Origin of the sequence: Pusillibacter faecalis (assembly GCF_018408705.1) — a bacterium.
Classification (GTDB): domain Bacteria; phylum Bacillota; class Clostridia; order Oscillospirales; family Oscillospiraceae; genus Oscillibacter; species Oscillibacter faecalis.
Genome location: NZ_AP023420.1, coordinates 1,219,435 through 1,243,494, shown reverse-complemented (window position 1 = coordinate 1,243,494; position 24,060 = coordinate 1,219,435). Strand labels below are relative to the sequence as shown.

The window sequence follows — 24,060 nt, the reverse complement described above, 5'->3', positions numbered from 1 at the left end:
AGATCTGGGCCGTGCGGATTTCGCATGGTACGGTTCATCCATTTTTCCTGGAGCAGAGGTAGATGCTTTCAGAGGACGGAGGTTCTTAAAATTGGCAGCCTGCCTGCGCCTGGAAACAGGCAGGCTCCTGATACACGTCAACGAGGGAGGGCTGATGCCCTCCCTCGTTGATCTTGTTTTCCACCGCATACACAGGAGCTCAGGCCCAGCGCAGCGCCGCCTCCTCACCCAGTGGCAGAATATTGCTGTGGATCGCGCGGAGCCGGGGTGTAATGCTTTGGTCCACATGCATGTGACCGAAGTACCATGTTTTGAATCTGGGCGCCGCCTCCATGAGCCGATACCAGGCGTCAAACAGTGCCGGCAAGTGGTAATCCGGGTCAATTTCCTTAGAGCGGGCAATAAATGCCCGGGCAAATAAGGGCGTTTCATGGGTGATTACATAGTCGATACGGTCAAGATTCTGCATAAGCTGACGCTGTCCGTACGCAATTTCTTCGGAGCTTGGCTCTTCCTCCGGCCACCAGTTGGTACCCGCCTTTTTCCACCAGCTGGAGCCGGTTTCTGTGCGGTCCACATCTACGGATCGGGCCCCGCCAAAGGTAAAAATCGTAGTCCCATCAATGGAGTAGAGCTCGCCGCGCATCAAATGGTACACCCGCTCATCCACACGGTGGACCCTTCCGCCGTTCCACAGCTGTACCTCCATACTGTTGAGAAGCGCATGGTTTTCATGATTCCCGTCCACAAATGCAACGGTGCCGGGGAAAAGCTGCTGCAGGGTTGTGAGGGGGGAGGAGTCGTGCTCTCTCCAGACATAACCCGCATCGCCCGCGATCAGCAGAATGTCTGCCGGGGTCAGTTCATTCCTTTGGGCCAGTCCAAAAAAGGGCACCAAACTTCCGTGCTTGTCTCCTGTGATAAAAATTCTTCCAGTCATGCGGATTCCTTACATGGTATCTGAATTTTGATAGTGATATACACCGTTGCGCTCCATTCTGGACACCTTGCCGGAGCCATACAGATATTGCAGATGGGAGATGGCCTCCCCGGTGGCAAACCACTTCTGCGGGGCGGGAAATTCCTCCCAGTTCTTACAGTCGATTTCCCAGGTCATATCCCGGGCGACCGTATAAGCGGTTTTCCACTCGCTGCCCAAAATCCGCTGTACCTCTGCAAGCCGCTCCTGATGGTGCCGATATAGCTCCTGGATGCGGGCATACATGTTTTCAACCGGCGTCCCATGGGCGGTCAGCAGCGTTTGGACGTCCAGCTTTTCCACCTTTTGAAGGCTGGCGAGATAGTCCTGCAGCGGATTTTCCGTGCTCAACTCAATACAGATATTGGGTGTGATGGTGCCGAGAATGTGGTCGCCGCAGAAGAGGAGTTTCTTCTCGGCGTCATAGAGGCACATATGCCCCGGCGTATGCCCCGGCGTCTCCACAGCCTGTAGACTGTAGCCGCCGTAATGCAGCACGTCGCCCTCCTGGACATAGGTAAAATTCACCCGGGTGTCCTGGCAGTATTTTCTGCCCGGATGGATGTCGGTATTCCGGCCAAAGGTGGCCTTGGGAAACCCATATTTGATAAACAGATCATCCAGCATGCGCCAGTAAAGATTGCCGGTCTCAAAGTTGATCAGCTCCCCATCTGTTTCACCGGCATAAATCGTGCTGTTCTCCCTGGCAAACTTGCCGATCAGCCCGCAGTGGTCTGAATGAAGATGTGTGATAAAGAGATCGGTTTCCTGGATGCCAAGCTCTTCAAAGGCACTTTGCAACGCCTCCTCACACTCCGGGCGGTTGAAGCCGGTATCAATGAGCAGATTCTTCTCGCCCGTGATGATGTAGGCATTGATATCCCGCAGGGGGTTGTTGGGCAGCGGCACCGTTTTTCTGTAGATGTTCTCAGCTACTTTTGTCAGCATACAGCGTTCCTCCCGTTGTCCGTTTCCATCGGATGTTGTGGTTGATCTGACACGCTCTGGCCCGGGAACGGCTCCGAAGGCCCCGCAAAGCCCCGGCCGTACAGCTCCTGGAAAGCAGGGGGGATACCCGGACCATTTGTGCGCGGAGAGCGGACCTCTGCCCCATATGCAGAAAGGAAACGGCCATCATCCCGGCTATAACAGCGGAAGCCGCTGTCCCATATGCATTTGCGGCGGCAAAGAGCGCTTTCACGGCAAGCGGTCATAATGAAATGATCATACCATAACATCAGACTGTTCGCAAGAGCCGGTATCTTTGCCGTCCGTTCGGTGCCGCTGAAAGAAGGGATTTGAACCCTCGTAGGGACAGCTTGCATTTCATATGGAGTGCGCAAAAATGAAAGCCGGCCTGCTGCGGTGTGAAACCACGATACTGCGCAGAGGATAGAGACAGGGAAAAACGAGCATTTCCAGCAGATATTTTTCTGTGAAAGCAGCCCTCCCCCAGTTTGCCGACAGCCTCATTGCTGTGGAGGCCGGTCCGCAAGCTAGGGGAGGGCTGCTTGATCGGAAAAAGAATACATTCATCCAACAGCTGTTTCTGAGGGCTGACCAGATGGAAACATCCTTAAAACATATCTATGCGTGATGGAGAGAATCAGCATGCTGAACGCTGAAAGGTTCCTCACTTGGGCTGGTCCCACGCCCATCCTCGAACCAGCATGGCTTTTTCAATTTTGCGAAGGGCGTTGACCCAGGCGGCATCCCGATAACTCACACCAAGCTCCTTGGCGACAGCAGCCGTTTGCTGATAGGCTTTTACAATGCGCTCCTCCAGCCGGCTGCGGACAGTCTCGCGGTCCCAATAGGAGTCCGTCAATCCCTGTGTGCGTTCAAAGCTGCAGACAATCGCGCTGCCGCAATTGACCAAAACATCCGGTACAATGATAACTCCACGGCTTTCCAGAATCTTTTCAGCCTCCGGTGTGGTGGGACCATTGGCGCACTCCATAATCAGCTTTGCCTGAATTTTGCCTGCATTTCCCTCATGGATCACGCTTTGCACGGCTGCAGGCAGCAGGATGTCGCAGGGAACCTCCAATAATTCCGAGGGAGTGATGTCCCGGCAACCAGGGAAGCCCTTGACGGTTTTGTACTCATCGACATAGGCTCCAAGTGCGTTGACGTCAATGCCGTCTTGGTTTTCGATGCCGCCAAAAATATCAGAAACAGCCACCAGCTTGTGCCCGCGCTGACACAGCAGCTCTGCGGCCACACGGCCGACATTGCCATAGCCCTGGACGGCAAAGGAGGCGGCGTCAGGGATTCCAAGGTCCCGAGTGACCTCACGGGTGACAAAAAAGGCGCCGGTTCCGGTGGCTTCCCGGCTGAGTTCTGTACCGTTTGCCTCAATGGGCTTATCATTGATCGCAGCGGGAGAGTGGAAGCCCTGGATGGCTTCCAACTCGTCTAGCATCCAGGACTGCGTTTGTCCATGAGTGCCGATATCAGCACCCGGTACATCTACCCAGGTGCCCTTCATGGGCAGATAGCGGATGAAACCCCGGATCAAAGCCTCGTATTCGCGGCGAGAGAGCTTGCTGGGATCGGCCTTGATTCCCCCCTTGCCGCCGCCGGCGGGGATGCCGCCAACCGCGTGCTTAATGGTCATCCAGAAGCCAAGCGCCTTGGCGGTATCCATGTCCATATCGGGAACGACTCGAACACCGTTTTTGACCTGCCCCAGGGCGTCGCAGTAATGGACCCGGAAAGCCTGAAAAATTTCCAGGTGCCCATCATCCATGCGAACGGGAATCGTAAACTCAAACTGGCGCTTTGGCTGCTCCAGAAGACGGACAACCTCCGCATTAATCTGTCCGATGGCAGCCGCCTCATGCAGCGTCTTTAAAGAAGTTTCAAAAGGATTTCCACTCATATCATAGTATGCTCCTTTGTGTAAGATTCATATTTCCGGCGACAGAGTTTCGCCGGGGACTGGCTGCCGACAGATTCATGATCAAGCATGCTGCCTGATGCAAGCCAACAGTTTTTCGCGGTCTGCGTGAATGGCGACCTCGGTCTCCTCGGGTTCATGAAGATAGTGGCGCCACTCAATCACAGTGCGCCCATACATTTCAGTGCCATTCACCTCTACTTCCACATGGAAATGATCGGTCTGGGCCACCTCGGGGTTCAGCATCCAAGCCGCGGCGACGAGAGACGGCGCCACATAGTGCGTTCCAGGGCGGCGCGCAGCCAGATCGTTCACACAGGTGTCCACACAGTTCCCCACCAAGGGAACCAGGGCCGACCGCAGCTCTGCTTCGGTGAGAGCCGCTTCGGCGGCGGCACTGAGGCCAATCATGGTCATGGGAATTCCAGAGTTTAGTAAGACCTTGCAGGCATAGGCGTCCTCAAAAACATTTCGCTCGGAATAGGGGCCCGCGTCGCCAAACCCAAAGCTGCCGCCTGCCATGATGATCTGACGGATATGCTGGCGCAGAGCTGGATAGCGAAGCAAGGCAATGGCTAGGTTGGTAGCGGGACCAAGCAGTAATACTGTGATTCCAGCCTGTGACTGACATGCCGTGCGGTTGATCAGCTCCCAGGCATAGCCGCCTTCCGGGCGGTGGGGATGCTCTGCGCCCGTCCCGGGGCCGCCGTTGCAGGGGCGGCGGGGAATTATCGGCCGGCGGGCGCCCAAAGAACACTCTGCCAAAAGTCCGGCGGCTTCACGTAATGCAAGGAGATCCTGGATGTCTGCCACAGGCCGGTCTGGATCATAGCAGGCGGTCAGGGCACGGATTTCGGCATCTTTCACCCGGCTGACCAGCAGGAGCGCGGGCAGATCCTGGGTGCCGGTGTGGCAGTCGATAAGCAGCTCACGCTTCATGGCCAGCTCCTTTCTGCGGATGTGTGTAGGAAGCGCACAAATCCAATAAAAGCCTGGTGAACCGGGGACGATCCACCCAAGTGGCAACTTTAGCATTGACTTCTTCCTTGCGGGGCCAGCCTTGAGGCCGCAGCTCAATCACACACCCTCCGCGGGTAATGCCGCCGTCCAAATCCATATGGGCGGAAGTGTCCATATAGCGAAATAGGGAGGGGTCCATCAACCCAGCCACGGCACAGGCATCATGTACCAGGCAGCCCGGGTGGCCGCGGTCCTCAATGCAGCTTTTTGAAAAGAAGTCAAATAAATCAGCAATAAAGTCCGCCACAGGGTTCTGATAGGTTCGCAGGGCCGCATACTCATCCCGCCGCAAATAGGCCTGATGCGTGACATCCAAGCCATAGAGGGTAAAGGGAATTCCGGCACGCATGACCACATCCGCAGCCTCTGGGTCCGCCCACACGTTAAATTCCGCCACAGGGGACCAGTTGCCCCGGTAATAGCTGCCGCCCATGATGGAAATCTCAGAAATCTTTTGCTTTAAATGAGGATAAGAGAGCAAAAGCGTGGCAATATTGGTAAAAACACCAGTAACCAGCAGTGTGACAGGCGTTTCGCTTTTTTCCAATATATCGGCCATCAGCCCAACGGCATCCTCACTGACCGGTGTAATGGTTGGGGCGGGCAGCGAATGCCCATCCATACCGGTGCGGCCATGAAATTTGCCTGTTTGAACCAACTCCCGCAGGAAAGGAGCGGCTTGTCCGGAGGCCACAGGAATCTCCGTGCGTCCGGTGACTTCCAGAATCCGCAGGGCATTATTGGTTACATTTTGGATCGTATTGTTGCCTCCCACGGTTGTAATGGCTCGAATATCCCAATCTGGACAGGCAAGAGCCATGACCAGGGCAATGGCATCATCGTGCCCTGGGTCACAGTCAAAAATAATGGGACGTTTTTTCATATATTCACTCCCGATCAAGCATGTACCGCCTTATGGTTGAGAATTGCTTTGAAGCCGTTTGGCCAGGTATTTTTGATAGCGGTGATGCTGAATTTTAGCCAGCAAAGCCATCAAAACGATGGTGGCGGCATAGGGGAAGGCCGCAATCAGCTGGGGCTGAAGGCCAAGGATTTGCATATAGTTCGCAATTGTGTCGGAAATGCCAAAGAGCATGGCGAACAGGGCGGAACCTACCGGAGAGGCATTTGCGACATTCATGGCAGAAACGCCGATCATTCCGCGGCCGGCCACCATATCCCGTGCAAAGTAGCTCATCAAGCCCATGGACATATAGACGCCGCCCAGCCCGGCCATGACACCGGACCACGCAAAGGAGATGCCGTAAAGCCGCACCGGAGAAATCCCAACGGATTCCGCCGCACCCGGATTTTCACCCACAGAGCGGATGCGCAGCCCCATCTTTGTCTTATAGATCAAAAACCATGTGACAAAAACGGCCACAACAGCCACATAGGTCATGAGATTCTGGCCGGACAGGACCTTTCCAAAGAAAGGAATATCCTTCAAAATAGGGATATCCAGCGTCCCAACGGTTTGGCTCATAACAAAGCCAATGGTGTTCGCCTTTTGCTTTGTGGCCAGGTACATCACAAATACAGTGCCGCCGACAAGCCCGGCGTTCATAGAGATGGACACCAGATAGAGATCACATTTTAAGATAAAAGCGGAATACCAGATCACCATAGCAATCAACACAGCGAAAAAAACGCCGCCTAACACACCCAGGATCGCACTTTGAGTGGCGCCGCTGATCATGACACCGGCTAAAGCTGCGGAGAGCATCATACTTTCCACGGCCATGTTCAAAAGGCCGGCCTGCTGTGTAATCACTGCCGCAATCGCAGCAAAGACCAATGGGGTGGAAACCCGTATGGCTGAAAAGAGAAAGGTTGCAACTTCTGTCATGCCAGCTTTTCCTCCTTGCTGATGGTCTCATGGCTGTCCTTGAAAATAACCTTGTTTTTGGTTTTGCGCAGGAACGTTTGTGCAGAGATCAGCAGAATGAGAAGTGCCTGCATGATTTGCACGAATTCGATGGGGACCTCGCTGGTGTAATTCAAGATACTCGCGCCGGTGTGCATGTACGCTAGCAGCAGAGCGCCCAGGGGGGCAAAGAGGGGGTTCTTTCGCGCCAATACTGCCGAGACCAGGCCGTAGAAGCCATAGTTTGTAATTTCAGTCCAGAGAAACCGGTCATAAATACCCAGCAGATCTACACAGGCGCCGATTCCCACCAAAGCACCGCCGATGGTGTGGGCCCAGATAATGCTGCGGGAAAAATTGATGCCAGAAAATTTGGCAAAGTTGGGGTTGGAACCACAGATTCGGATGCTAAAGCCCAAACGGGTGCGGAAATAAACAATGGCTGCAATGATGATGAAAACGGGAGCGATAAACAGCCCCGCGTGAATGGTAGAGCGGTCGATAATCTGGGGGAGCCGGACGTTATCCGGCAGAATTTTGGAGGCAAAAAATGTAATATCTGGATCAGCCAGATGAATCTTTAAAATCCACAGGGTTAAGTAAAGGCAGACATAATTGAGCATTGTGGACGTCACCAGCTCATTGAGCTTCAATTTTGCGCCTAGAATTGCGGGGGTAAAGCCGATCAACCCTCCAAAAAAGGCACCCACCACCAGCAAAATGGGGACCATGACAATCAATGGCAGATGATAGGGTTCCAAAGCGAAGGCAGCGATTGTCACAAAACAGCCGCTCATCAAATAAGACCCCTCGCCAAACATGCTGAAACGGTTGCTGGCATACATAAAACACATGCCCACCCCGCACAGGGCATAAGGAATAAATTTGACAATGACCTGCCCGATCCGCCGGGTCGAGGTAAGTGGACCAACGGCAAACATATACACGGCCTCAATGGGGTCCTCGGTTACAAGCACCAGGCACAGCAGGGAAAGTGCATAGGCGATTACCAAGGCTAAAAGAATACGGGCCAATTCAAAAGCAGATTCAATACGCCGTACCTTTTTCATACGTATTCCCCCATTTCCTTCTCGCTCATGTGCCGGTTTCCCAGCATATACTCACCCAAAAGCTCTTCAGACACCTCACTGGGCTTGGTAAAATGGGCGACAAACTGCCCCTTGTACATGACCAGCAGCCTGTCTGACACTTCCAGCACTTCGTTGAGGTCTGAGGAAATCAACAAGGTTGCCACATCCTCCTGGCGGGCTTTGCGGATCAGAGTCTTACGAATCATTTCGCTGGTGCCCACGTCAATTCCCCGGGTTGGCTGGCTTGCGATAATGAGATTACTGCCGCAGGTGAACTCCCGAGCCACAACAACCTTTTGAATATTGCCGCCAGAGAGCAGGCGGACCGGATCATCAGGGGAGTCGCATTTGATCTCATAGTCCTGAATACACTGAGCCACATACTGATTGACCTTTTTCATGTCCAGCAGCATTCCCTTTGTAAAGGCCTTGCTGTTCAAATAAATGGACATAATATTGTCCCGCACGGACAGATTCTCAGCACAGGCAAATTTCAAACGGTCTTCAGAAATGGCAGAGACGCCCAACTCTCTGATCTTCCGGACGCTCAGACCATTGATGGAGGTGCCGTTGACACAGACATTCCCGTGGCTGATTGGCCTCATACCGCAGAGAAGGTCGGCCACTTCACTTTGCCCGTTGCCTTCCACGCCGGCAATTCCCAAAATTTCGCCGGCCCGGATAGAAAAATTCAGATGGTTGACCACTGGACGGCCTTCCTGGTTTTGATAAACAAGGTCTTTGACTTCCACAACCTTGTGCTTGGGGCGTTGCGCCCCCCGCTCCATCTTCGTGACAACATCCCGCCCCACAATCATGCGGGCCAAACTGGATTGATCCAGATTGGATATCAGATCAGTGCCCATGATACGCCCTCGACGAAGCACGGTCACACGGCTGCACAGTTCCATTACCTCCCCCAGCTTGTGGGAGATAAAGATAATCGCGTAGCCCTGATCCCGGAGAAAGCGCAGCTGATCAAAGAGCTCCTTTGTCTCCTGAGGCGTGAGGACCGCGGTGGGCTCGTCCAAAATCAAAATTTCGATACCGCGGATGAGCTCCTTGAGGATCTCCACTTTCTGCCGCATGCCGACACTCAAATCCTTGATCTTAGCGTCCGGGTCCACATGGAGCTGGTATTTCTCAGCGGCCTCCATGGTCATTTGCCGGGCCTTTTTCTGGTCAAAAATAACGCCGCCCTTTTTTGTGGGCTCAATGCCTAAAATGACATTTTCCGCGACGGTTAGGGACGGCATCTGCATAAAATGCTGGTGTACCATACCGATCCCCATGCCGATGGCGTCCAGGGAGTCCTTGATATGGACCTCCTGTCCCCGCAACAGGATGCGGCCCTCCTGGTAGCTTTCGCGGCCGAAGAGAATTTTCATCAGCGTTGTCTTTCCCGCGCCATTTTCTCCGGCCAGTGCGTGGATTTCACCCGCATTTACAGAAAACGTTACATTTTTATTGGCCGCAAAACCATTGCTATAGATCTTTGTAATGTTTTCCATTCTCAGGATCTCGGTTCCCATATACATCTCCCTTTGTGAAAGGCGAGGGAGGGGGACCTCCCTCGCCCAAATATCTCTTGCTCTTATGAATCAGCCGTTGTCGCGCCACTCCTCAAAGGCGGCCACATCAGAATTGAAGTCGGTAAAGAACCCCTTGGGCGTAATTTCGCCATTGGCTACCTTTTGGGTGTACTCCTCCAATACGGCATGCACCTCGGGAGCGACGACCTCCTGGAAGTGCTCGTTGTCTGCCAGACACACGGATTTCTCCGCAAGGCCGAAGGAGACCAGATTTCCCCACTCAATCGTTCCGTCCTCAATACCGGCAAACAGGTATTCCAGAGAATAAGTAACATCCTTGAGCATGGAGGTAACAATGGTAGTGGCCGCATCCTTCAGCGTGGAGTCGGTGGTGGTGTAGACATTCCACTGATCAGAGTCCACACCGATGACAGCCAGACCTGCGTCCAGACCGCCCCGGTCATAGCAAGCGGTAGCAGCACCGGAGGTGGTGGAGCCCTGAATATTAAAAACAGTGTCGATTCCAGAGTCGAACATGGTACCGGTGACTTCCTGAGTTTTACCGATATTTACGGCTCCGCTGCCATAGGAGACGGTGATATCAATATCTGGATTGATGGTCCGGGCGCCGTCCACATAGCCGGCGACAAAGTCGTGGCCGATGGGAACTTCATTGAAAACCCAGGCGCCAATTTTCTGGCTGGTGGTGATGGATGCAGCCAGAACACCCGCTAGGAAGGCACCCTCATTCTGGCGATAGTTGATGGCGCAGACGTTGTCGGAAGTAACCTCTGTGGTGGCGCCTACATCAAAGGTGACAAATTTAATCTCGGGATATTCCGGACCATACTTGAGCACCAGATCTGACATGCCGCCATTGGAACAGGTGATGATGTATGCGTATTCACCACTGTCGCAGGCATCAGCGAATGCGTTTTCATAGGTGGATTTATCGCCCCCCAGCTCAATAACGTCATATTCACAGCCATAGGTTTCGCAAACGTTCTGCACGCCGCGCAGACCGTTGTCACGGAACCCCATGTCTCCGAGGTTATCGGTGATGATGTAAAGAAACTTTCCCTGAATACTGGAATCGGAGGGATCGGCACCGCTGGTTTCCGTGGTGCCTGCGGAATCATCGGTGCTGTCTGTGCTGGAGTCTCCGCCGCAGCCGGCCAGCATGCTGACCAGCATTGCCGCAAACAGGATGAGAGCAATTCTTTTTTTCATGTTCATTTCCTCCTAAAAAATATTAAGTACTTTCCCGATCTTTCTCATGTCTCAGGAAAGAGGCTTACACACGACAGAAACATCTGCTTATCCAATCAACCACTCGGAGGGAATTCCCTTGGATTGACCGAAGGCGGTCACTTCCTGCATGGTGGGAATGCTGCACGCCGCCCCCTTTTGTCCAATTGCCAAGCTGCTGGCTAGACTCGCGATCCGCAGGGCTTCTTTCGGACATTTCCCTTTTGCAATGGAAGTGATGAAATATCCACAAAAGGTATCTCCAGCCGCGGTTGTATCTACAACCGAAACGGGATATATTTCCTGGTGCAGCATTTCGTCTCCCTGACCCCAGTAGGAACCCTTTTCACCCACAGTCAGGATTACGGTGACAGAGGGGTATTTCCTGCATAGGCTGTGAAGCAGAGATTCCTCCCCGCAGGCTTCCGTACCCAGCAGGGAAAGACCCTCCACCTCGTTTACAATCAGGTAATCCACCAGGTCGATGGGGTAAGTGTGCAGTTCCGGAGTGACAGGAGCCGCATTGAAGGCAACGGACATTCCCCGAGCTTTTGCTGCCTGAATGGCGTAGTCCACATTGGAAATCTCATTTTGAAGCAGAAGCAGGTCGGCTTGACCAAAATCACTCAAAATGCGGTCAATATCTTCCGGAAGAATCTCCGCGTTGGCGCCTCTGGAGACGATAATGCAGTTCTGCCCAGATGCATTTACCTGAATGATAGCGTGACCGCTAGCGGCATGGGTGTCTTTCAAATAGCGGGTATCCACACCGTTTTCCTCCAAGAGCTGCCGAAGTGACATCCCATCAGGGCCAATGGCCCCCGCGTGGAAAACGGTTCCACCGCTGCGGGCTAAAGCAATGGATTGATTGAGGCCTTTCCCGCCCAAAAAACGCTCGTACTTTGTGGCCAGAACCGTTTCTTGCGCAGACACAAAATGCTCTACACCGTATACCCGGTCAATATTTAGGGAACCAAGATTACAAATACGCACGATATATCACCTTTATATTCTTGACGTTTCAATTTTACTAAAGCGATTTAACTTTCTGCTTTATATAATTAAAACGTTTTAGTAACAACATGTTGGTATGAAAATATCATAAAGTAAAATGTTCGTCAATATAGTTGTTCAAATTTGTCCAATTATGTCAAAAAAGGGCGATCTATTATGTGAAAAATGCCTGCGCGTAAATGAACATTTCGTCAGAACGACGATTCATACGCGTTCTTTACACGGGATTCCTGTTGCACCCACACATTTTTTCACGTATAATATGAAATAGCACATTATGGATGCTGGAGGTGCAATCGTTTGGGAAGAGCCACGATTAAAGATGTCGCACAACGGGCAGGCTGTTCGATCACAACGGTCTCATTTGTGTTGAACAATAAAGAAGGGGTTAGTATTCCAGACTCAACCCGAGCCAGTATTTTGAATGCGGCGCGGGCTCTGAATTATCGGCCGAATCAACTGGCTGTCAGCATGGTAACAAAGCGCACAAACGTGATTGGCTTAATTATTCCAGACAACAGCAATAGTTTTTTTGCCGAGCTATCCAAGACCATTGAGTGTGCGGCCCATGAGGCCGGCTACAGCTTAATCTATGGCAATAGTGAAAATGATGCCAGCCGGGACTTGGCATATATTCAGATTTTTGCGGACCGGCAGGTAGATGGGATCATTTTTGCAAAATCACCCTCGTTGTCGTCGGAGGAAAATCAACAGCTGCTTGATTTTTTGCAGACGCTTTCCATTCCTGTTTTGATGGTTGACCGCCGGATATCAGGAAATCAGGGATACTCGGTCAGTTCCAACAATTTTATGGGTGGGTATCTGGCAACGCGGCATCTCCTGGAGCTGGGCCACCGGAAAATCGGCGCATATACGGGTTCTCGTGATATCATAAGCAGCAACGAACGGCTGCGCGGCTATCATGCGGCGCTTCAGGAATGGGGAGTTGCCTTCCAAGAGGAGCTGTTATTTGAAGGGAATTATCAGCTGGGCAGGGAAGCGGCAGCGCTTGAACATTTTTTGAAGCATCGTGTCAGCGCTATATTCAGTTTTAACGACATGATGGCCTTTGGTCTTTATCAGGAGATTCAAAAGAGGCAATTGTCTATTCCGGAAGATTTATCCATTGTCGGCTTTGACGACGTGTTTTTCGGAAAGCTCGTACACCCGACTCTGACCACAGTGCGCCAGCCGATCGACCAGATAGGAAGTGTCGCCGTTTCCATGCTTCTTGATCTGATTGCAGGGACCCCCCTCCCTCCGAATCTTCAAAACCAGGTGTTTGAGCCGACTTTGGTTCCGCGCAAAAGCACCGCGCCCTATCACGCGCCATTTCCGGACAAGTAACCGGCATATGGGCGGCAGCATAGGCTTTCCGCTCTGCTGGTGCCGCTAGTACACAAGGGGGGAAGCGGCTCTTTATCCCGGCCATTCCAAGGGGAGGCAATGCTGTTTTCCCGGCGATGGAAGGGCCGCCGTTTTCGTTGCCTCATCAAGGAATAAATTCGTATTTTCTTTGAGGGAATATGCGAAAGTAAAACGTTTTAATTTTGGCGCAATCGACTGCTTTTCAGCAGCTATGATATGCCCTTTTCATATATGCCGGCATCCATGACGGACAAGATTCAACCGGGCAGAAAGCTGTTCAGATGCACTTGAGCTTTTAAACAACGAGGCGCTCGCAGTTGTTGAGCTGAAATGCGTTCTGAACAGATTCGCACAGATTAAAATTCAATATTATGTCAGGAGGAAGAGAAAGATGCAGAATCGGTTATTTGATATTCAGGAAGCTGTTGCGGAGTCTAGCGATGAATTGATTGCCTTGCGCCGAGATTTCCACGCTCATCCAGAGCTTGGACTGCAGGAGTACCGCACAGCCCAGATCATTGAGGAGTATTTGAATAAGTTGAAAATTCCCACGAAAAGGTATACTGAGACTGGTGTTGTGGGAATTTTAACGGGTGGGCGCCCAGGAAAAACAGTGATGCTGCGAAGCGACATAGATGCTTTGCCAATTGAGGAACAGACCAATCTTCCCTTTGCCTCCCAGACCCCTGGGGTGATGCATGCCTGCGGTCACGATGGACACACGGCCATTCAGCTGATTGTCGCAAAGATTCTTGCCCAGTATCGCGAGAAGTTACCTGGAAACATTGTGTTTTTATTTCAGCCAAACGAAGAGGACGCCGGGGCTGAATTGATGATACAAGCCGGTGTACTGGACGACACAAAACCGGATGCCGTTTTTGGACTGCATGTGTGGCCACGGATTTCCAGTGGGAAAGTGGGAATTCTTGCCGGCCCCATGATGGCATCCGCCTATTACTTCAACATGCGTATTGGCGGAAAGGGCGGGCATGGCGGACACCCGGACCGGGCGATCAATCCGATTGATGCTGCGATGAACGTGCTCCAGGGGATTAGGACGATGGTTTCCACGGAATGGAATGCAATTTACCCAACGATTATAACCGTGTGCAAGATACACGCCGGGGAAAAGAATATTGTGATCCCTGAGACGCTGGAGCTGGAAGGGTCCATCCGTTGTTTACACGAGAACGACGCCCAGGTTCGAGAACGCTTTGCGGCGATAGCAAAGGAGATTTGTCATGCGCATCGCTGTACTTGCGAGCTGTCGTTTAAGTGTGGAAATACACTCGTAAAGAATGATGAAAATCTTGCGAAGATGGCGACAGCCGTTGCTGCGGAGCTGTTGGGTGAGGAAAACATTCAAAGCGGCAGGGAATATGCAACGATGGGAGGAGATGATTTTGCGGAATTTATGCAGCACATACCAGGACTTTATTACTATATTGGCTCTGCAAATCCGGAGAAGAAAACAGACACGGAAAACCATAATCCCAGGTTTCTTCTGGATGAAGAGGTTTTGCCCATAGGCGCTGAGATGGAGATAGGGCTGGTGCTGAAATATCTCGGGGCATAAAACCCAGCGCACATAAACAAGGGCAGGTGCATATGAAGTTTTTGCGCATCCTTTTCGGTTGCCCCGCAGGGAGATGGAGAAGTGGTGACCGCTGCTGTTTGCCATGTGCTTGCATAGAAAAATATTAAAGCCGGACGTATGTTGGATGGCCTCATACGTCCGGCTTTCCCGCCGTCTTTCGGTGCAAAAAGCTTCAGCTTTGGCAGTGACCGCCGGACGGCGCCAGGTCAGAAGGGGGACGGTTTTACGCTGGCGGCAGCTTCCAGCAGGACATCTTTTGAGACGCCCGCAGAGAGCTGCATGGAATACGCATAGATTCCGTCGGACCAGAGCATTCTTGTCTTCTCCCATCAGTACGCCGGTACTGGCGCCAACCGCAAAGGGTCCTCGGACAGGGTAATCTTCATACATCCCGGAAGGGGGTTCCGTGCCAACTGCTTTGCGGCAGGTTACAGTCTGCGTGGCACCGGTATAGGTAATCAGCTCCTTCCAGTAAGCGATATAGGCGGCCTCCTGGACCTCAAATGACAGGGCGGTGCCGATGTCCTCAACAGGAAAGCCGACTAGGTCTGAAAGCTCCGCTGCTGAGGCGGCTTCCGCAATGTCCGGTACCGCTAGTATGTCGGGGGAATCTGACGAATGGCCGGGAAACAGCCTGGGAAGCGCCAGGACGCCTGCCAGCAAAACAACAAGGCATGCGGCAACCGAGAGCGTGCGCCCGGAGCGCACAGATGCGTCAGAATGCGCTCGTGCATCTCGGTTAATTCCAAACGGCGCATGGCCTGTTGATATTTCTTCAAAGCCGTATTCCTCTCTCAGAAATTCTCTCAGCTTGATCCGACCGTAGCGGAGGTTTGAACGAACAGTGGACTCCTTCCGGTGCAGAATTTTTGCAATCTGGGCAGTGAAATAGCCCACGTAGTAGAAGCGGTGGATGACCTCCTGGTATGGGACAGGAAGCGCCTTGACCGCCTCCCAGACAAAGGACAGGTCCTCCCTCTCATCGGCTGGCAGGGGAGCGGCGCGCCGGAGGAGACAAAGACGCTCCGTTCCACAGAAATTTAACCTAAACTTTTCCTGCCCTTGGTTTCGCCAACTGCGAGTCTGATCTATACTCTCTCTTGTACCACGGCATCAAATTTGTTTAAGGAAAGAGGAAATGACGATGATGAAACGACTGTTTGCAGGAGCGCTGGCCGGCGTCACCATACTTGGCCTTGCCGCCTGCGCCGCTCCCGCTGTTCAAAGAGGAGCCGCCGAGACGGAAAAGACCGCCGCGATGACGGAAACCGCCGTCTACGGTGCGGCTAAAAATCCCAAATACGTGTTTTTATTTATTGGAGACGGCATGAGCTATCCGCAGATTCAATCCACCTCCGATTATCTCGGCGCGTTGCAGGATGCGGATTACCGGCAGGCGCAGCCCAGCCTGGATGACAACCAGGGCGCTAAGCTGGACGGTCCCGAGTATTTGAACTTTATGAATTTTGAGGCCGCTGGCTCTGCTGTGACCTATGACTCCAACTCCTTCGCGCCGGACTCCGCCTCCACCGCCACCTCCATCGCTACCGGCTACAAGACCTATTCCGGCTCCATCAACGTGGACGAAACCGGGTCTAAAAAATATGAGACCATTGCGGAAAAGCTGAAGGAGCAAAAGGGCTGGGAGATCGGTGTCATCTCCTCCGTCAATCTCAACCACGCCACTCCCGCCGCCTTCTATGCCCATCAGGCCAGCCGCAATGACTACTATGAGATCGGACTGGAGTTGGTTGCGTCGGGCTTTGACTACTTTGCAGGCGGCGGTCTGCTCAAGCCCACCGGCGCGGACGGCCATCAAAAGGACCTGTACACCTTGGCAGAGGAGGCCGGTTACACCGTGGCCAGGACCAATGCGGAGGCCTCCGCAATCAACGCCTCCACGGATCAGGCCATTCTCATCGACGAGGATCTGGCTGACAGCGACGCCATGGCCTATGAAATTGACCGCACCAGCGATATGTGGTCCCTGGCGGACTATGTGGAAAAGGGCATCGAGGTTCTGAACAACAGCAAGGGCTTCTTCCTGATGTGCGAGGGCGGCAAGATCGACTGGGCCTGCCACGCCAATGACGCCGCCTCCACCATTCATGACACTCAGGCCCTGGCCGACGCTGTTCAGGTGGCCGTGGATTTCGCGAAGAAGCATCCCAGTGACACGCTGATCCTTGTGACCGGAGACCATGAGACCGGCGGCCTCACCATCGGCTATGCCGGCACCGACTATGACACCTATCTGGACCTGCTGGAAAACCAGAAGATTTCCTTTGCCAAGTTTGACAGCGATTATGTGGCCAAGTACAAGACAGAGAAGACACCCTTTGCGGACGTTCTCAGGGATGTGGAAAAGCTCTTTGGCCTGAAGGCCTCCGGCGCGCAGAGCGACAAGCTGGTTCTCACTGATTATGAGATGCAGCAGCTCAAAACTGCCTATGAAAAAAGCGTCAACGGCACTGCCGCCAGTCCGTACGATCAGGAGGAGTCTATACTTTACGGCACCTACGAGCCTTTGAGCGTTACCATCACCCACATCATCAACAACAAATCCGGCGTGTCCTTCACCTCTTACAGCCATACCGGCCTGCCGGTTGCGGTGTTGGCAGAGGGCGCGGGCGCCGACACCTTCAACGGCTACTACGACAACACCCAGATTTACACGAAGCTGGCCGCCCTGGTGGGCGTTCGCTGACATGGAGTCAGCCTTCCTGCGGGGAAGATTCTCCGCAGCCGGTTTCCATCTGCCGGCAGGGGAGCACAGCTCCCCTGCGGCGCTGTTTTCAGGAGGCTCTATGAAATTTCATGCTCCCACGCTCTCCCGCCAGACCCATGGGCCTGTGCTGGCGGCGCTGATTTTGCTGGCAGTGCTGCTGGTTCTGCCCACAGGCTATGAGGAGGCGCTGGTCTATCAGAGTGCTGACCGGGTTCGGGCGGAGGTGCTGTCCACCGACGAGAGTACGATCATTGATACCGGTCTGGTCCGCTCCGGCGAGCAGCGATGCACCGTGCGGCTGCTGGGCGGCCAATTTGAGGGGCGGACGGTGGACGCAGTGAACCGTCTGAACGGCTCCCTGGCTGAGGATAAGCTGTTTGCCCCCGGCGACATCGCGTTTGTCACCGTCAGTCACGACGGGGATCAGATCACCACGGTCTCCATGACAGACCACTACCGAATTGACAAGGAGCTGATGCTGGCGGGGATATTTCTCCTGCTGCTGGTGCTGTTCGCCGGCTGGACGGGGGTGCGGGCTGTGCTCTCCTTTATCGACACGATTTTGCTCATGTGGAAGGTGCTGGTGCCTTGTCTGCTGCGGGGGTGGAACCCGGTGTGGGTGGCGCTTGGACTGGTCGTGGTGCTGACAGGGCTCATCCTCAGCCTGATCTACGGCTTTGAGCGCCGCTGTCTGGCGGCGGCGTCTGGGGCGGTGTTGGGTATTGGTGTGACGGCAGTGCTGGGGATTGTATTTACGGACCTGTTTCAAATTCACGGTGCGGTCATGGAGTCCAGCGAAAGTTTGCTGTATGCCGGATATCAGCACCTGGACCTGACCCAAATCTTTATGGCCTCTATCTTTCTGGGGTCTTCCGGGGCAGTGATGGACCTGTCGGTGGACGTCTGCTCCGCGGTATACGAGGTGGTGCAAAAGCGGCCGGACATCGGCACACGGGAGGCCATCTCCTCCGGCTTTGCCGTGGGACGGGCTGCCTGCGGCTCCACAACCACCACACTGCTGCTGGCCTACTCCGGAAGCTATATCGCGCTTTTAATGGTATTTATGGCCCAGGGGACGCCAGTGGAGTTCATTTTGAACTACAAGTACGTGGCCGCGGAGATTGTCCACACGATTGTGGGCTCTTTCGGTCTGGTGACAGTGGCGCCTCTCACTGCCATCACCAGCGGTCTCCTGCTGACGAAAACCGATCTGGGGCGGGGCGCCGATGCCTGTGGGGAGAGTGTGATCGCCCCATGATCTTCCAAGAATAAGAGACGGCGGCCCATCCAGGCCGCCGTCCTGTCGTATGAAAAAGCCTGCCGGGGCTCAGGGAGACCTGCCGTCCACGTACACCAGCGGGAGCCGGCGGCTGAGCGCGGAGAGCAGCTCGTTGGTGATGGTGCCGCACAGGGAGGCCGGTTCCTCTGCCGGAATCACCGATGTTCCGTCGGAGCCGATGATGGTGGCCCGGTCTCCGGGGTGGACCTCTGGCAGCTCCGTCACGTCGGCAAACAGCTGATCCATACACATGCGGCCCGCCAGAGGGCACCGCCGGCCTCGAATCAAGACTGCGCCGCCCCGCTGGGAGAGCTCCCGGGGGAGTCCGTCCCCATAGCCGATGGTGATGACCGCCAGCACCGTGGGCCGATCCACCCGGAAGGCGAGTCCGTATCCGGCAGATTCCCCGGCGTTCAGCCGCCGGACCGTGGCCACCCGGGCCCGAAGGGACAGCGCCGGGCGCAGGTCCGGCCAGAAGGCGGTGGGCTCGCCGCCGCTGCGTACTCCGTAGAGAAGGATGCCCGCCCGGGCATACCGGCAGGGCTGGGGCGGCAGATTTAAGATGCCATAGCTCGCCTGAATATGGGTGTCTCCCGGGTCAAGATCAGATATCCGCATCCAGGAGAGTGCGTCATAAAACCGGTCCAGCTGGAGCTGGGTATAGGAGGACTGTTGCAGATCGTCCGAGACGCACAGGTGGGAGAATACCCCCCGAATTACCAGATGTTTTTCCGAGAACAGCCTCCGGATGGCGCCGTGATCCTCTGGGGGGATGCCGAGGCGGTGCATGCCGGTGTCCAGAGCCAGGTGGACCCGGACTGGGCGGCCCTGGGCGGCCAGGGCGTGGCCGTGGGCCTCGTCCGCTACGGCCTGGGTCAGCCGCCAGCGCCGCAGGAGAGGGACCGCCTCCGGCGGTGTGTAGCCCAAAATTAAGATCGTGCCCTGAATGCCCGCCCGCCGCAGGGCGATCCCCTCGGAGAGGCAGGCTACCGCAAAGGCACGGACGCCGCCGCGCTGAAGGCAGCGGGCGGTTTGGACTGCACCGTGGCCGTAGGCATCGGCCTTGACCACCGCCATCAGCTTCTGTCCCGGAGAAAGGACGGCTTGCAGCACGGCGGCGTTGTGGCGCAGGGCATCCAAATCCACCTCCCGCCAGGCCCGGACAGTGGGGGACAGCGGCCGGGGGCGAAGGATCAGAAGCAGCCCGGAGAGAGCAAGGCCCAGACATAAAACGGCGAAAAAATGCCCCAGACAGTTTTCCGCCAGCAGACGCTCCATACCCAGAAGCCTGGATGCGCCCCGTACCAGGACGATATACCCTGCATACAGCAGATAGGTCAGGCTGGCCAGGGGAGAGGTAAGGCTGACTACAACCAGCACCGCCACCAGGAGGTGGTCCAAAGCGGCACACGGCGCCCGCCCGTTCACAACGGCTTCTCCCAGGCGGTGACGATCAGCCCGCCAATATTGTCCCCTGAAAGTTGACAGCACGTATCCGGCAGCGGGATATCCACCTCCGCTTGAGCGCAGGGGATGTAGAAAGCCCAGGCCGCCCGCCCGCCCGGGAGGATACAGCGCCGGGGCCGCTCCCGGAGAAAGTCCGGGTACTCCTCCAGGCACAGGCCGTGGGAGACCAAGATGCGGGCGTGGGGCACCCCCACATAGCGGAAGTGCCAGGGCTCCGCGGCGATCCCGGTCAGGTGTTCCTTGCCGGATTGGTACCGCTCAATAAAGCCATAATCCGCCGCTGCGCGGCGAAAGGCGCCGAAGACGCCGTCGTAGGGGAAGTCGGGACAGATGGGGTCCACGGGCTCACAGGCGCGGCCCAGGTCGATGGCAAGGCCGCTCTGGTGCTCGCTGCAGCCGGGAAGAGCCACGTATTTCCGGGTGAACGCCGCTCCCTCCTCCGCCAGGGCCATGTCCCAGATGGACTGCTGCTCCTCCCGGCTCCTCCAGCCGGAGACCGGGCGGATTTCTTGGCCGCCGCCCACATGACGGATGCAGGCGGACAGCAGCCGGGCCGCCCGCCGTTCCATCAGAGTGTCCGGATAGCGGTCATCTGGCGCGGCCAGATCAGTCGGGATGTCTCCGCGAAGGGGATGGGAGCGGTTGACAACCGCCAGGGGGCCGTGAAATACCCGGCTGCGGGGGATGGTCACAGTTCTCATGCACCCACCCCCAGCTGGAGAATGCGGTGCAGGAGGTCCCCAAAATCAACTCCCGCCTGACGCATCATGTTGGGATAGCGGCTGTGGACAGTGAAGCCGGGGATGGTGTTCACCTCGTTAAAAACGATCTCCCCCGCCGGGGTGAGAAACAGGTCCACCCGGGCAAACACCCGGCAGTCCAGCGCGCGGTAGATGCGCTTTGCCACCGCCTGAATTTCCGCGGCCTTCTCCGCCGGGATGCGGGCGGGACAGTGGATGCGGGAGGTCTTCAAGGTGTACTTCTCCTCATAGCTGAAAAACCCCTCGGAGAGCTCGATCTCATCTACGGCCCCCACAGTGAGCGTTTCGCTGCCCAGGACGGCGCAGCCCACTTCAAAGCCGGGGACCGCCTCCTCCAAAAGAAGTTCCCGGTCATGGCGGAAGGCCTCCTCCACGGCGGCGGGGAGCTGGTCCGGGGCTGCTGCCCGGGAGACGCCGAAGGAGGACCCGGCCCGGACGGGCTTGATAAAGAGCGGATAGCCCAGAGTCTCCGCCGCCTGGGTGATGGCGGCGAGGTCCGCGCCCCGGCTGAATACGGCGCTTTTGGGCACACGGACGCCGGCTTGGGAGGCCAGCAGATGGGCCCGGACCTTGTCCATCCCCAGCGCGCTGGCAAGGGTTCCGCAGCCGATCACCGGCACGTCCGTGAGCTCGAACAGGCCCTGAACCGTGCCGTCCTCCCCGTTTTTGCCATGAAGCACCGGGAATACGGCCTCAAAGGGCAGGCGGCGGCCATCGGAGAGAAGTAGCTGCCGGGCGCCCCGATCCAGAGAGAGCGTGCAGGGCACGCACGCGGGCTGGTCCTGCCAGTCCCCGGTCTCCAGATGGAATAGGGGTCCGGGGAAATAGCGCCACTGTCCCTCCCGGGTGATCCCCACCGGAAGGGGCGCATATTGCCGCGCGTCCATGTGGCCAAGAATGGCGCAGGCGGATTGGAGGGATACTTCATATTCCGTGGAACAGCCGCCGAAGAGCACGAGAATGGTTTTCATCACAAGAACCTCCTGAAAAAGCGAACACCGCTTTGGTCTGATGCAAAGAGCATATCAGACCAGAGCGGCGCATACATTCGCATTTTCCTGCGGAGTTCCTGCAAAGTTCCTGCGAAAATCTTGTGATTTTCTTACGGCATCCCGGAGCAGGGGAGGGAGACGGTGAAGACCACCTCCTGGTCGGCGCTCCGGGCAGTGATGGTCCCGCCGTGGAGCTCCACGATTTCCTTGGCTATGGCCAAGCCAAGGCCCGCGCCGCCTGTCCGGGTGGCGCGGGAGCTGTCCAGGCGGAAGAACTGCTCAAAGATCCGCTCCAGCTTTTCCTGCGGAATGGTTCTGCCGGCATTGGAGAAGGTCAGCACGGCCCGCCCGCCGTCTATCTCTCCGGCAATACGGATGTCTGTGCCAGGGAGGCCGTAGTGACAGGCGTTGCGCAGCAGATTGTCAAAGACCCGGGCCAGCTTGTCCGGATCGCAGGAGCAAGAGAGCTTGTCCGGAAGCGCCAGATGACAGGTCATGCTCTTTTCCGCCAGCATGGGCTGGAATTCGCTGACCACCTGGTGGAGCATCCGGTTCAGGTCCACGGGCCGCTTCTCCAGCTCCAGGTGGGAGAGATTGAAGCGGGTGATGTCAAAAAATTCGTTGATCAGGTCCTCCAGCCGCTCCGCCTTGTCCAGGGCGATACCGGTGTACTGGCTCCGAAGCTCTGCCGGGAGCTGCGGTTCATCCCGCAGCAGCGTCAGATAGCCGATGACACTGGTGAGAGGCGTTTTCAGATCGTGGGCCAGATAGACCACCAGATCGTTCTTGCGCTGTTCAGCCTCCCGGGCGGCTCTGGCATCCCGCAGCGCCCGCTCCCGGGCGGCGTTGAGCTGGTTTTCCAGATCGTGAAGGGTATCCGGCAGGATGATGGGCGACTCCCCAGGCTGGGCAAGCTGTTCGGCTGCACCGGCCAGGGATTCCATTTGCTGTATGGGTCGGGCAATGAAGTGATAGCTGATTCCCACCCAGCCCAATAAAACCACAGCGATGCACACAAAAAAATAGTAATCCCGGACCCATTGGAGCAGCTGATAGAGGGGGTCCCACGCATACCAGGTGAAGGCGCTGCAGACCAGATAACCCAGAACGGTCACGGCCAGTACGACCGTCACCCAGGCCATCAGCGCCAGCAGATAGTAGCCCCAGGACCGCACAGCCCTGCGGCGGCCCTGCTCAGAAAGAGGACTTCGCTGCAATTTCTTATTCAATGGTATATCCCACTCCCCATACGGTTTTGATGAATCTCGGCCTCCGGCTTGGCTCGTGCATTTTCTCCCGCAGGCGGGCGATATGGCTCATGACGGTGTTGTTGCTGTCCATATACTGCTCTCCCCATACTGCCTCAAACAGCTCCTCGCTGGACACTACCTGCCCCCGCTTTTCGCACAGGTGCCAGAGAATGGAAAACTCCAAAGGGGTTAGAGCCAGCTCTTCCCCAAACAGCACACATTTGTGAGTGACCCTCGAAATTTCCAGGCCTCGAAAATCGTATTCTGTCATTTCCTGTGGGGCGGCTTCCCCGGAGTTATAACGGGTGTACCGGCGCAGTTGGGTCTTTACACGGGCTACCAGCTCCAGCGGATTGAAGGGCTTGGTGATATAGTCGTCCGCCCCCAGGGTCAGCCCCATAATCTTGTCCATATCCTCCACCCGGGCGGTGAGCATCAAAATGGGAAATAGGTGCTTTTCACGGATGCGCTGACAGAGGGTGAACCCGTCCATATCCGGCAGCATCACGTCCAGAATCGCCAGATCCAAGCGGGTGCGCGCAACACAGGCGAGGGCATCCGCGGCGTTATGATATTTGTGGACGGTGTATCCCTCGTTCTTCAAATAGACCTCCACCAAGTCCGCGATGGCGATTTCATCGTCCACAACCAAAATATCCGTACTCATGTTGTCCCCTCTCTTCGTGTTGTCCGGCAGAACATGGCAGGCATCTGCCCGCCCTGCGCATGCCTGAGAGACGCCCGGCATCCGTGTCTTACGGATATGCCGCCAATATCACCGGCGTTCTGGATAGGCCACGCTGCGCCTTATCTCAATTCCTATTATAAGGGGAACGGCGGATACAATCAACGCATATTCAAGACGCCATGATATTTTACCGCTTTGGGGACCCACCAAATTTCTAAAGAAGAGATAAAATACACAGTATATTTAGAAAAAACACACAAAACGCAAAAGGATATCT

The 24,060-nt window shown here is 55.5% G+C and carries 19 protein-coding genes and 1 pseudogene; 4 read left to right on the top strand and 16 right to left on the bottom strand.

Annotation, left to right across the window (positions count from 1 at the left end; translation table 11 throughout):
• Positions 1-199 precede the first annotated feature (199 nt).
• From KJS55_RS06385 to KJS55_RS06340, 10 genes are all read right to left on the bottom strand, one after another.
• Positions 200-940 (bottom strand): metallophosphoesterase, encoded by a 741-nt coding sequence (locus KJS55_RS06385; protein WP_187027853.1) that lies wholly within the window; start codon positions 938-940, stop codon positions 200-202.
• 9 nt (positions 941-949) lie between these two features.
• Positions 950-1,927, bottom strand: a complete 978-nt coding sequence (locus KJS55_RS06380; protein ID WP_187027854.1) for an MBL fold metallo-hydrolase — start codon at positions 1,925-1,927, stop codon at positions 950-952.
• Between the two features lie 685 nt (positions 1,928-2,612).
• Positions 2,613-3,863, bottom strand: a complete 1,251-nt coding sequence (locus KJS55_RS06375) for a Glu/Leu/Phe/Val family dehydrogenase (RefSeq protein ID WP_187027855.1) — start codon at positions 3,861-3,863, stop codon at positions 2,613-2,615.
• 81 nt (positions 3,864-3,944) lie between these two features.
• On the bottom strand, positions 3,945-4,820 hold the full coding sequence (locus KJS55_RS06370; RefSeq protein ID WP_213542944.1) for a nucleoside hydrolase: 876 nt from the start codon (positions 4,818-4,820) through the stop codon (positions 3,945-3,947).
• On the bottom strand, positions 4,810-5,784 hold the full coding sequence (locus tag KJS55_RS06365; protein WP_187027857.1) for a nucleoside hydrolase: 975 nt from the start codon (positions 5,782-5,784) through the stop codon (positions 4,810-4,812). The genes KJS55_RS06370 and KJS55_RS06365 overlap by 11 nt, the downstream gene beginning before the upstream one ends.
• Before the next feature lie 30 nt (positions 5,785-5,814).
• On the bottom strand, positions 5,815-6,750 hold the full coding sequence (locus tag KJS55_RS06360) for an ABC transporter permease (RefSeq protein WP_187027858.1): 936 nt from the start codon (positions 6,748-6,750) through the stop codon (positions 5,815-5,817).
• Positions 6,747-7,838: an ABC transporter permease gene (locus KJS55_RS06355; RefSeq protein ID WP_187027859.1), complete on the bottom strand. Its 1,092-nt coding sequence runs from the start codon at positions 7,836-7,838 to the stop codon at positions 6,747-6,749. Before KJS55_RS06355 ends, KJS55_RS06360 begins: the two co-directional genes overlap by 4 nt.
• Positions 7,835-9,391, bottom strand: coding sequence for an ABC transporter ATP-binding protein (locus KJS55_RS06350; RefSeq protein WP_187027860.1), 1,557 nt, complete (start codon positions 9,389-9,391; stop codon positions 7,835-7,837). Before KJS55_RS06350 ends, KJS55_RS06355 begins: the two co-directional genes overlap by 4 nt.
• Positions 9,392-9,460: 69 nt before the next feature.
• Positions 9,461-10,621: a BMP family ABC transporter substrate-binding protein gene (locus KJS55_RS06345; protein WP_187027861.1), complete on the bottom strand. Its 1,161-nt coding sequence runs from the start codon at positions 10,619-10,621 to the stop codon at positions 9,461-9,463.
• An 87-nt stretch (positions 10,622-10,708) separates the two neighbouring features.
• Positions 10,709-11,632: a ribokinase gene (locus KJS55_RS06340; protein WP_213542943.1), complete on the bottom strand. Its 924-nt coding sequence runs from the start codon at positions 11,630-11,632 to the stop codon at positions 10,709-10,711.
• A 321-nt stretch (positions 11,633-11,953) separates the two neighbouring features.
• Between KJS55_RS06340 and KJS55_RS06335 the strand changes: the two genes are divergently transcribed.
• Together KJS55_RS06335 and KJS55_RS06330 are read left to right on the top strand one after the other, a co-directional pair.
• Positions 11,954-13,000, top strand: a complete 1,047-nt coding sequence (locus KJS55_RS06335) for a LacI family DNA-binding transcriptional regulator (protein WP_187027863.1) — start codon at positions 11,954-11,956, stop codon at positions 12,998-13,000.
• Positions 13,001-13,412: 412 nt separating this feature from the next.
• A complete protein-coding gene (locus tag KJS55_RS06330; protein ID WP_187027864.1) occupies positions 13,413-14,597 on the top strand; it encodes a M20 metallopeptidase family protein in 1,185 nt (394 codons plus the stop codon).
• A gap of 840 nt (positions 14,598-15,437) precedes the next feature.
• Here the strand turns inward: KJS55_RS06330 and KJS55_RS17570 are convergent.
• Positions 15,438-15,587: pseudogene (locus KJS55_RS17570) on the bottom strand (sigma factor-like helix-turn-helix DNA-binding protein); the annotation flags it as partial.
• Positions 15,588-15,765: 178 nt separating this feature from the next.
• Here KJS55_RS17570 and KJS55_RS06325 point away from each other — a divergent pair.
• Together KJS55_RS06325 and KJS55_RS06320 are read left to right on the top strand one after the other, a co-directional pair.
• The gene (locus tag KJS55_RS06325; protein WP_187028293.1) at positions 15,766-17,325 is read left to right on the top strand and encodes an alkaline phosphatase; all 1,560 of its coding nucleotides are present in this window, start codon (positions 15,766-15,768) and stop codon (positions 17,323-17,325) included.
• 100 nt (positions 17,326-17,425) lie between these two features.
• Entirely contained in the window at positions 17,426-18,604 is a 1,179-nt protein-coding gene (locus tag KJS55_RS06320; RefSeq protein WP_187027866.1) for a YibE/F family protein, read from the top strand.
• Positions 18,605-18,673: 69 nt separating this feature from the next.
• On the opposite strand, the gene vanT is transcribed toward KJS55_RS06320, so the two are convergent.
• The 5 genes from vanT to vanR all read right to left on the bottom strand — a co-directional run bounded on the left by vanT (position 18,674) and on the right by vanR (position 23,762).
• A complete protein-coding gene (gene vanT / locus KJS55_RS06315) occupies positions 18,674-20,053 on the bottom strand; it encodes a serine racemase VanT catalytic subunit (protein WP_187027867.1) in 1,380 nt (459 codons plus the stop codon).
• A complete protein-coding gene (locus KJS55_RS06310) occupies positions 20,050-20,793 on the bottom strand; it encodes a D-alanyl-D-alanine carboxypeptidase family protein (protein ID WP_187027868.1) in 744 nt (247 codons plus the stop codon). The genes vanT and KJS55_RS06310 overlap by 4 nt, the downstream gene beginning before the upstream one ends.
• Entirely contained in the window at positions 20,790-21,824 is a 1,035-nt protein-coding gene (locus tag KJS55_RS06305; protein ID WP_213542942.1) for a D-alanine--D-alanine ligase family protein, read from the bottom strand. Before KJS55_RS06305 ends, KJS55_RS06310 begins: the two co-directional genes overlap by 4 nt.
• 131 nt (positions 21,825-21,955) lie before the next feature.
• Positions 21,956-23,074 carry a sensor histidine kinase gene (locus KJS55_RS17565; RefSeq protein ID WP_346345685.1) on the bottom strand — a complete coding sequence of 373 codons (1,119 nt, stop codon included), beginning with the start codon at positions 23,072-23,074 and terminating at the stop codon, positions 21,956-21,958.
• A complete protein-coding gene (vanR, locus tag KJS55_RS06295) occupies positions 23,067-23,762 on the bottom strand; it encodes a VanR-ABDEGLN family response regulator transcription factor (RefSeq protein ID WP_213542941.1) in 696 nt (231 codons plus the stop codon). Before vanR ends, KJS55_RS17565 begins: the two co-directional genes overlap by 8 nt.
• Between the last annotated feature and the right edge of the window lie 298 nt (positions 23,763-24,060).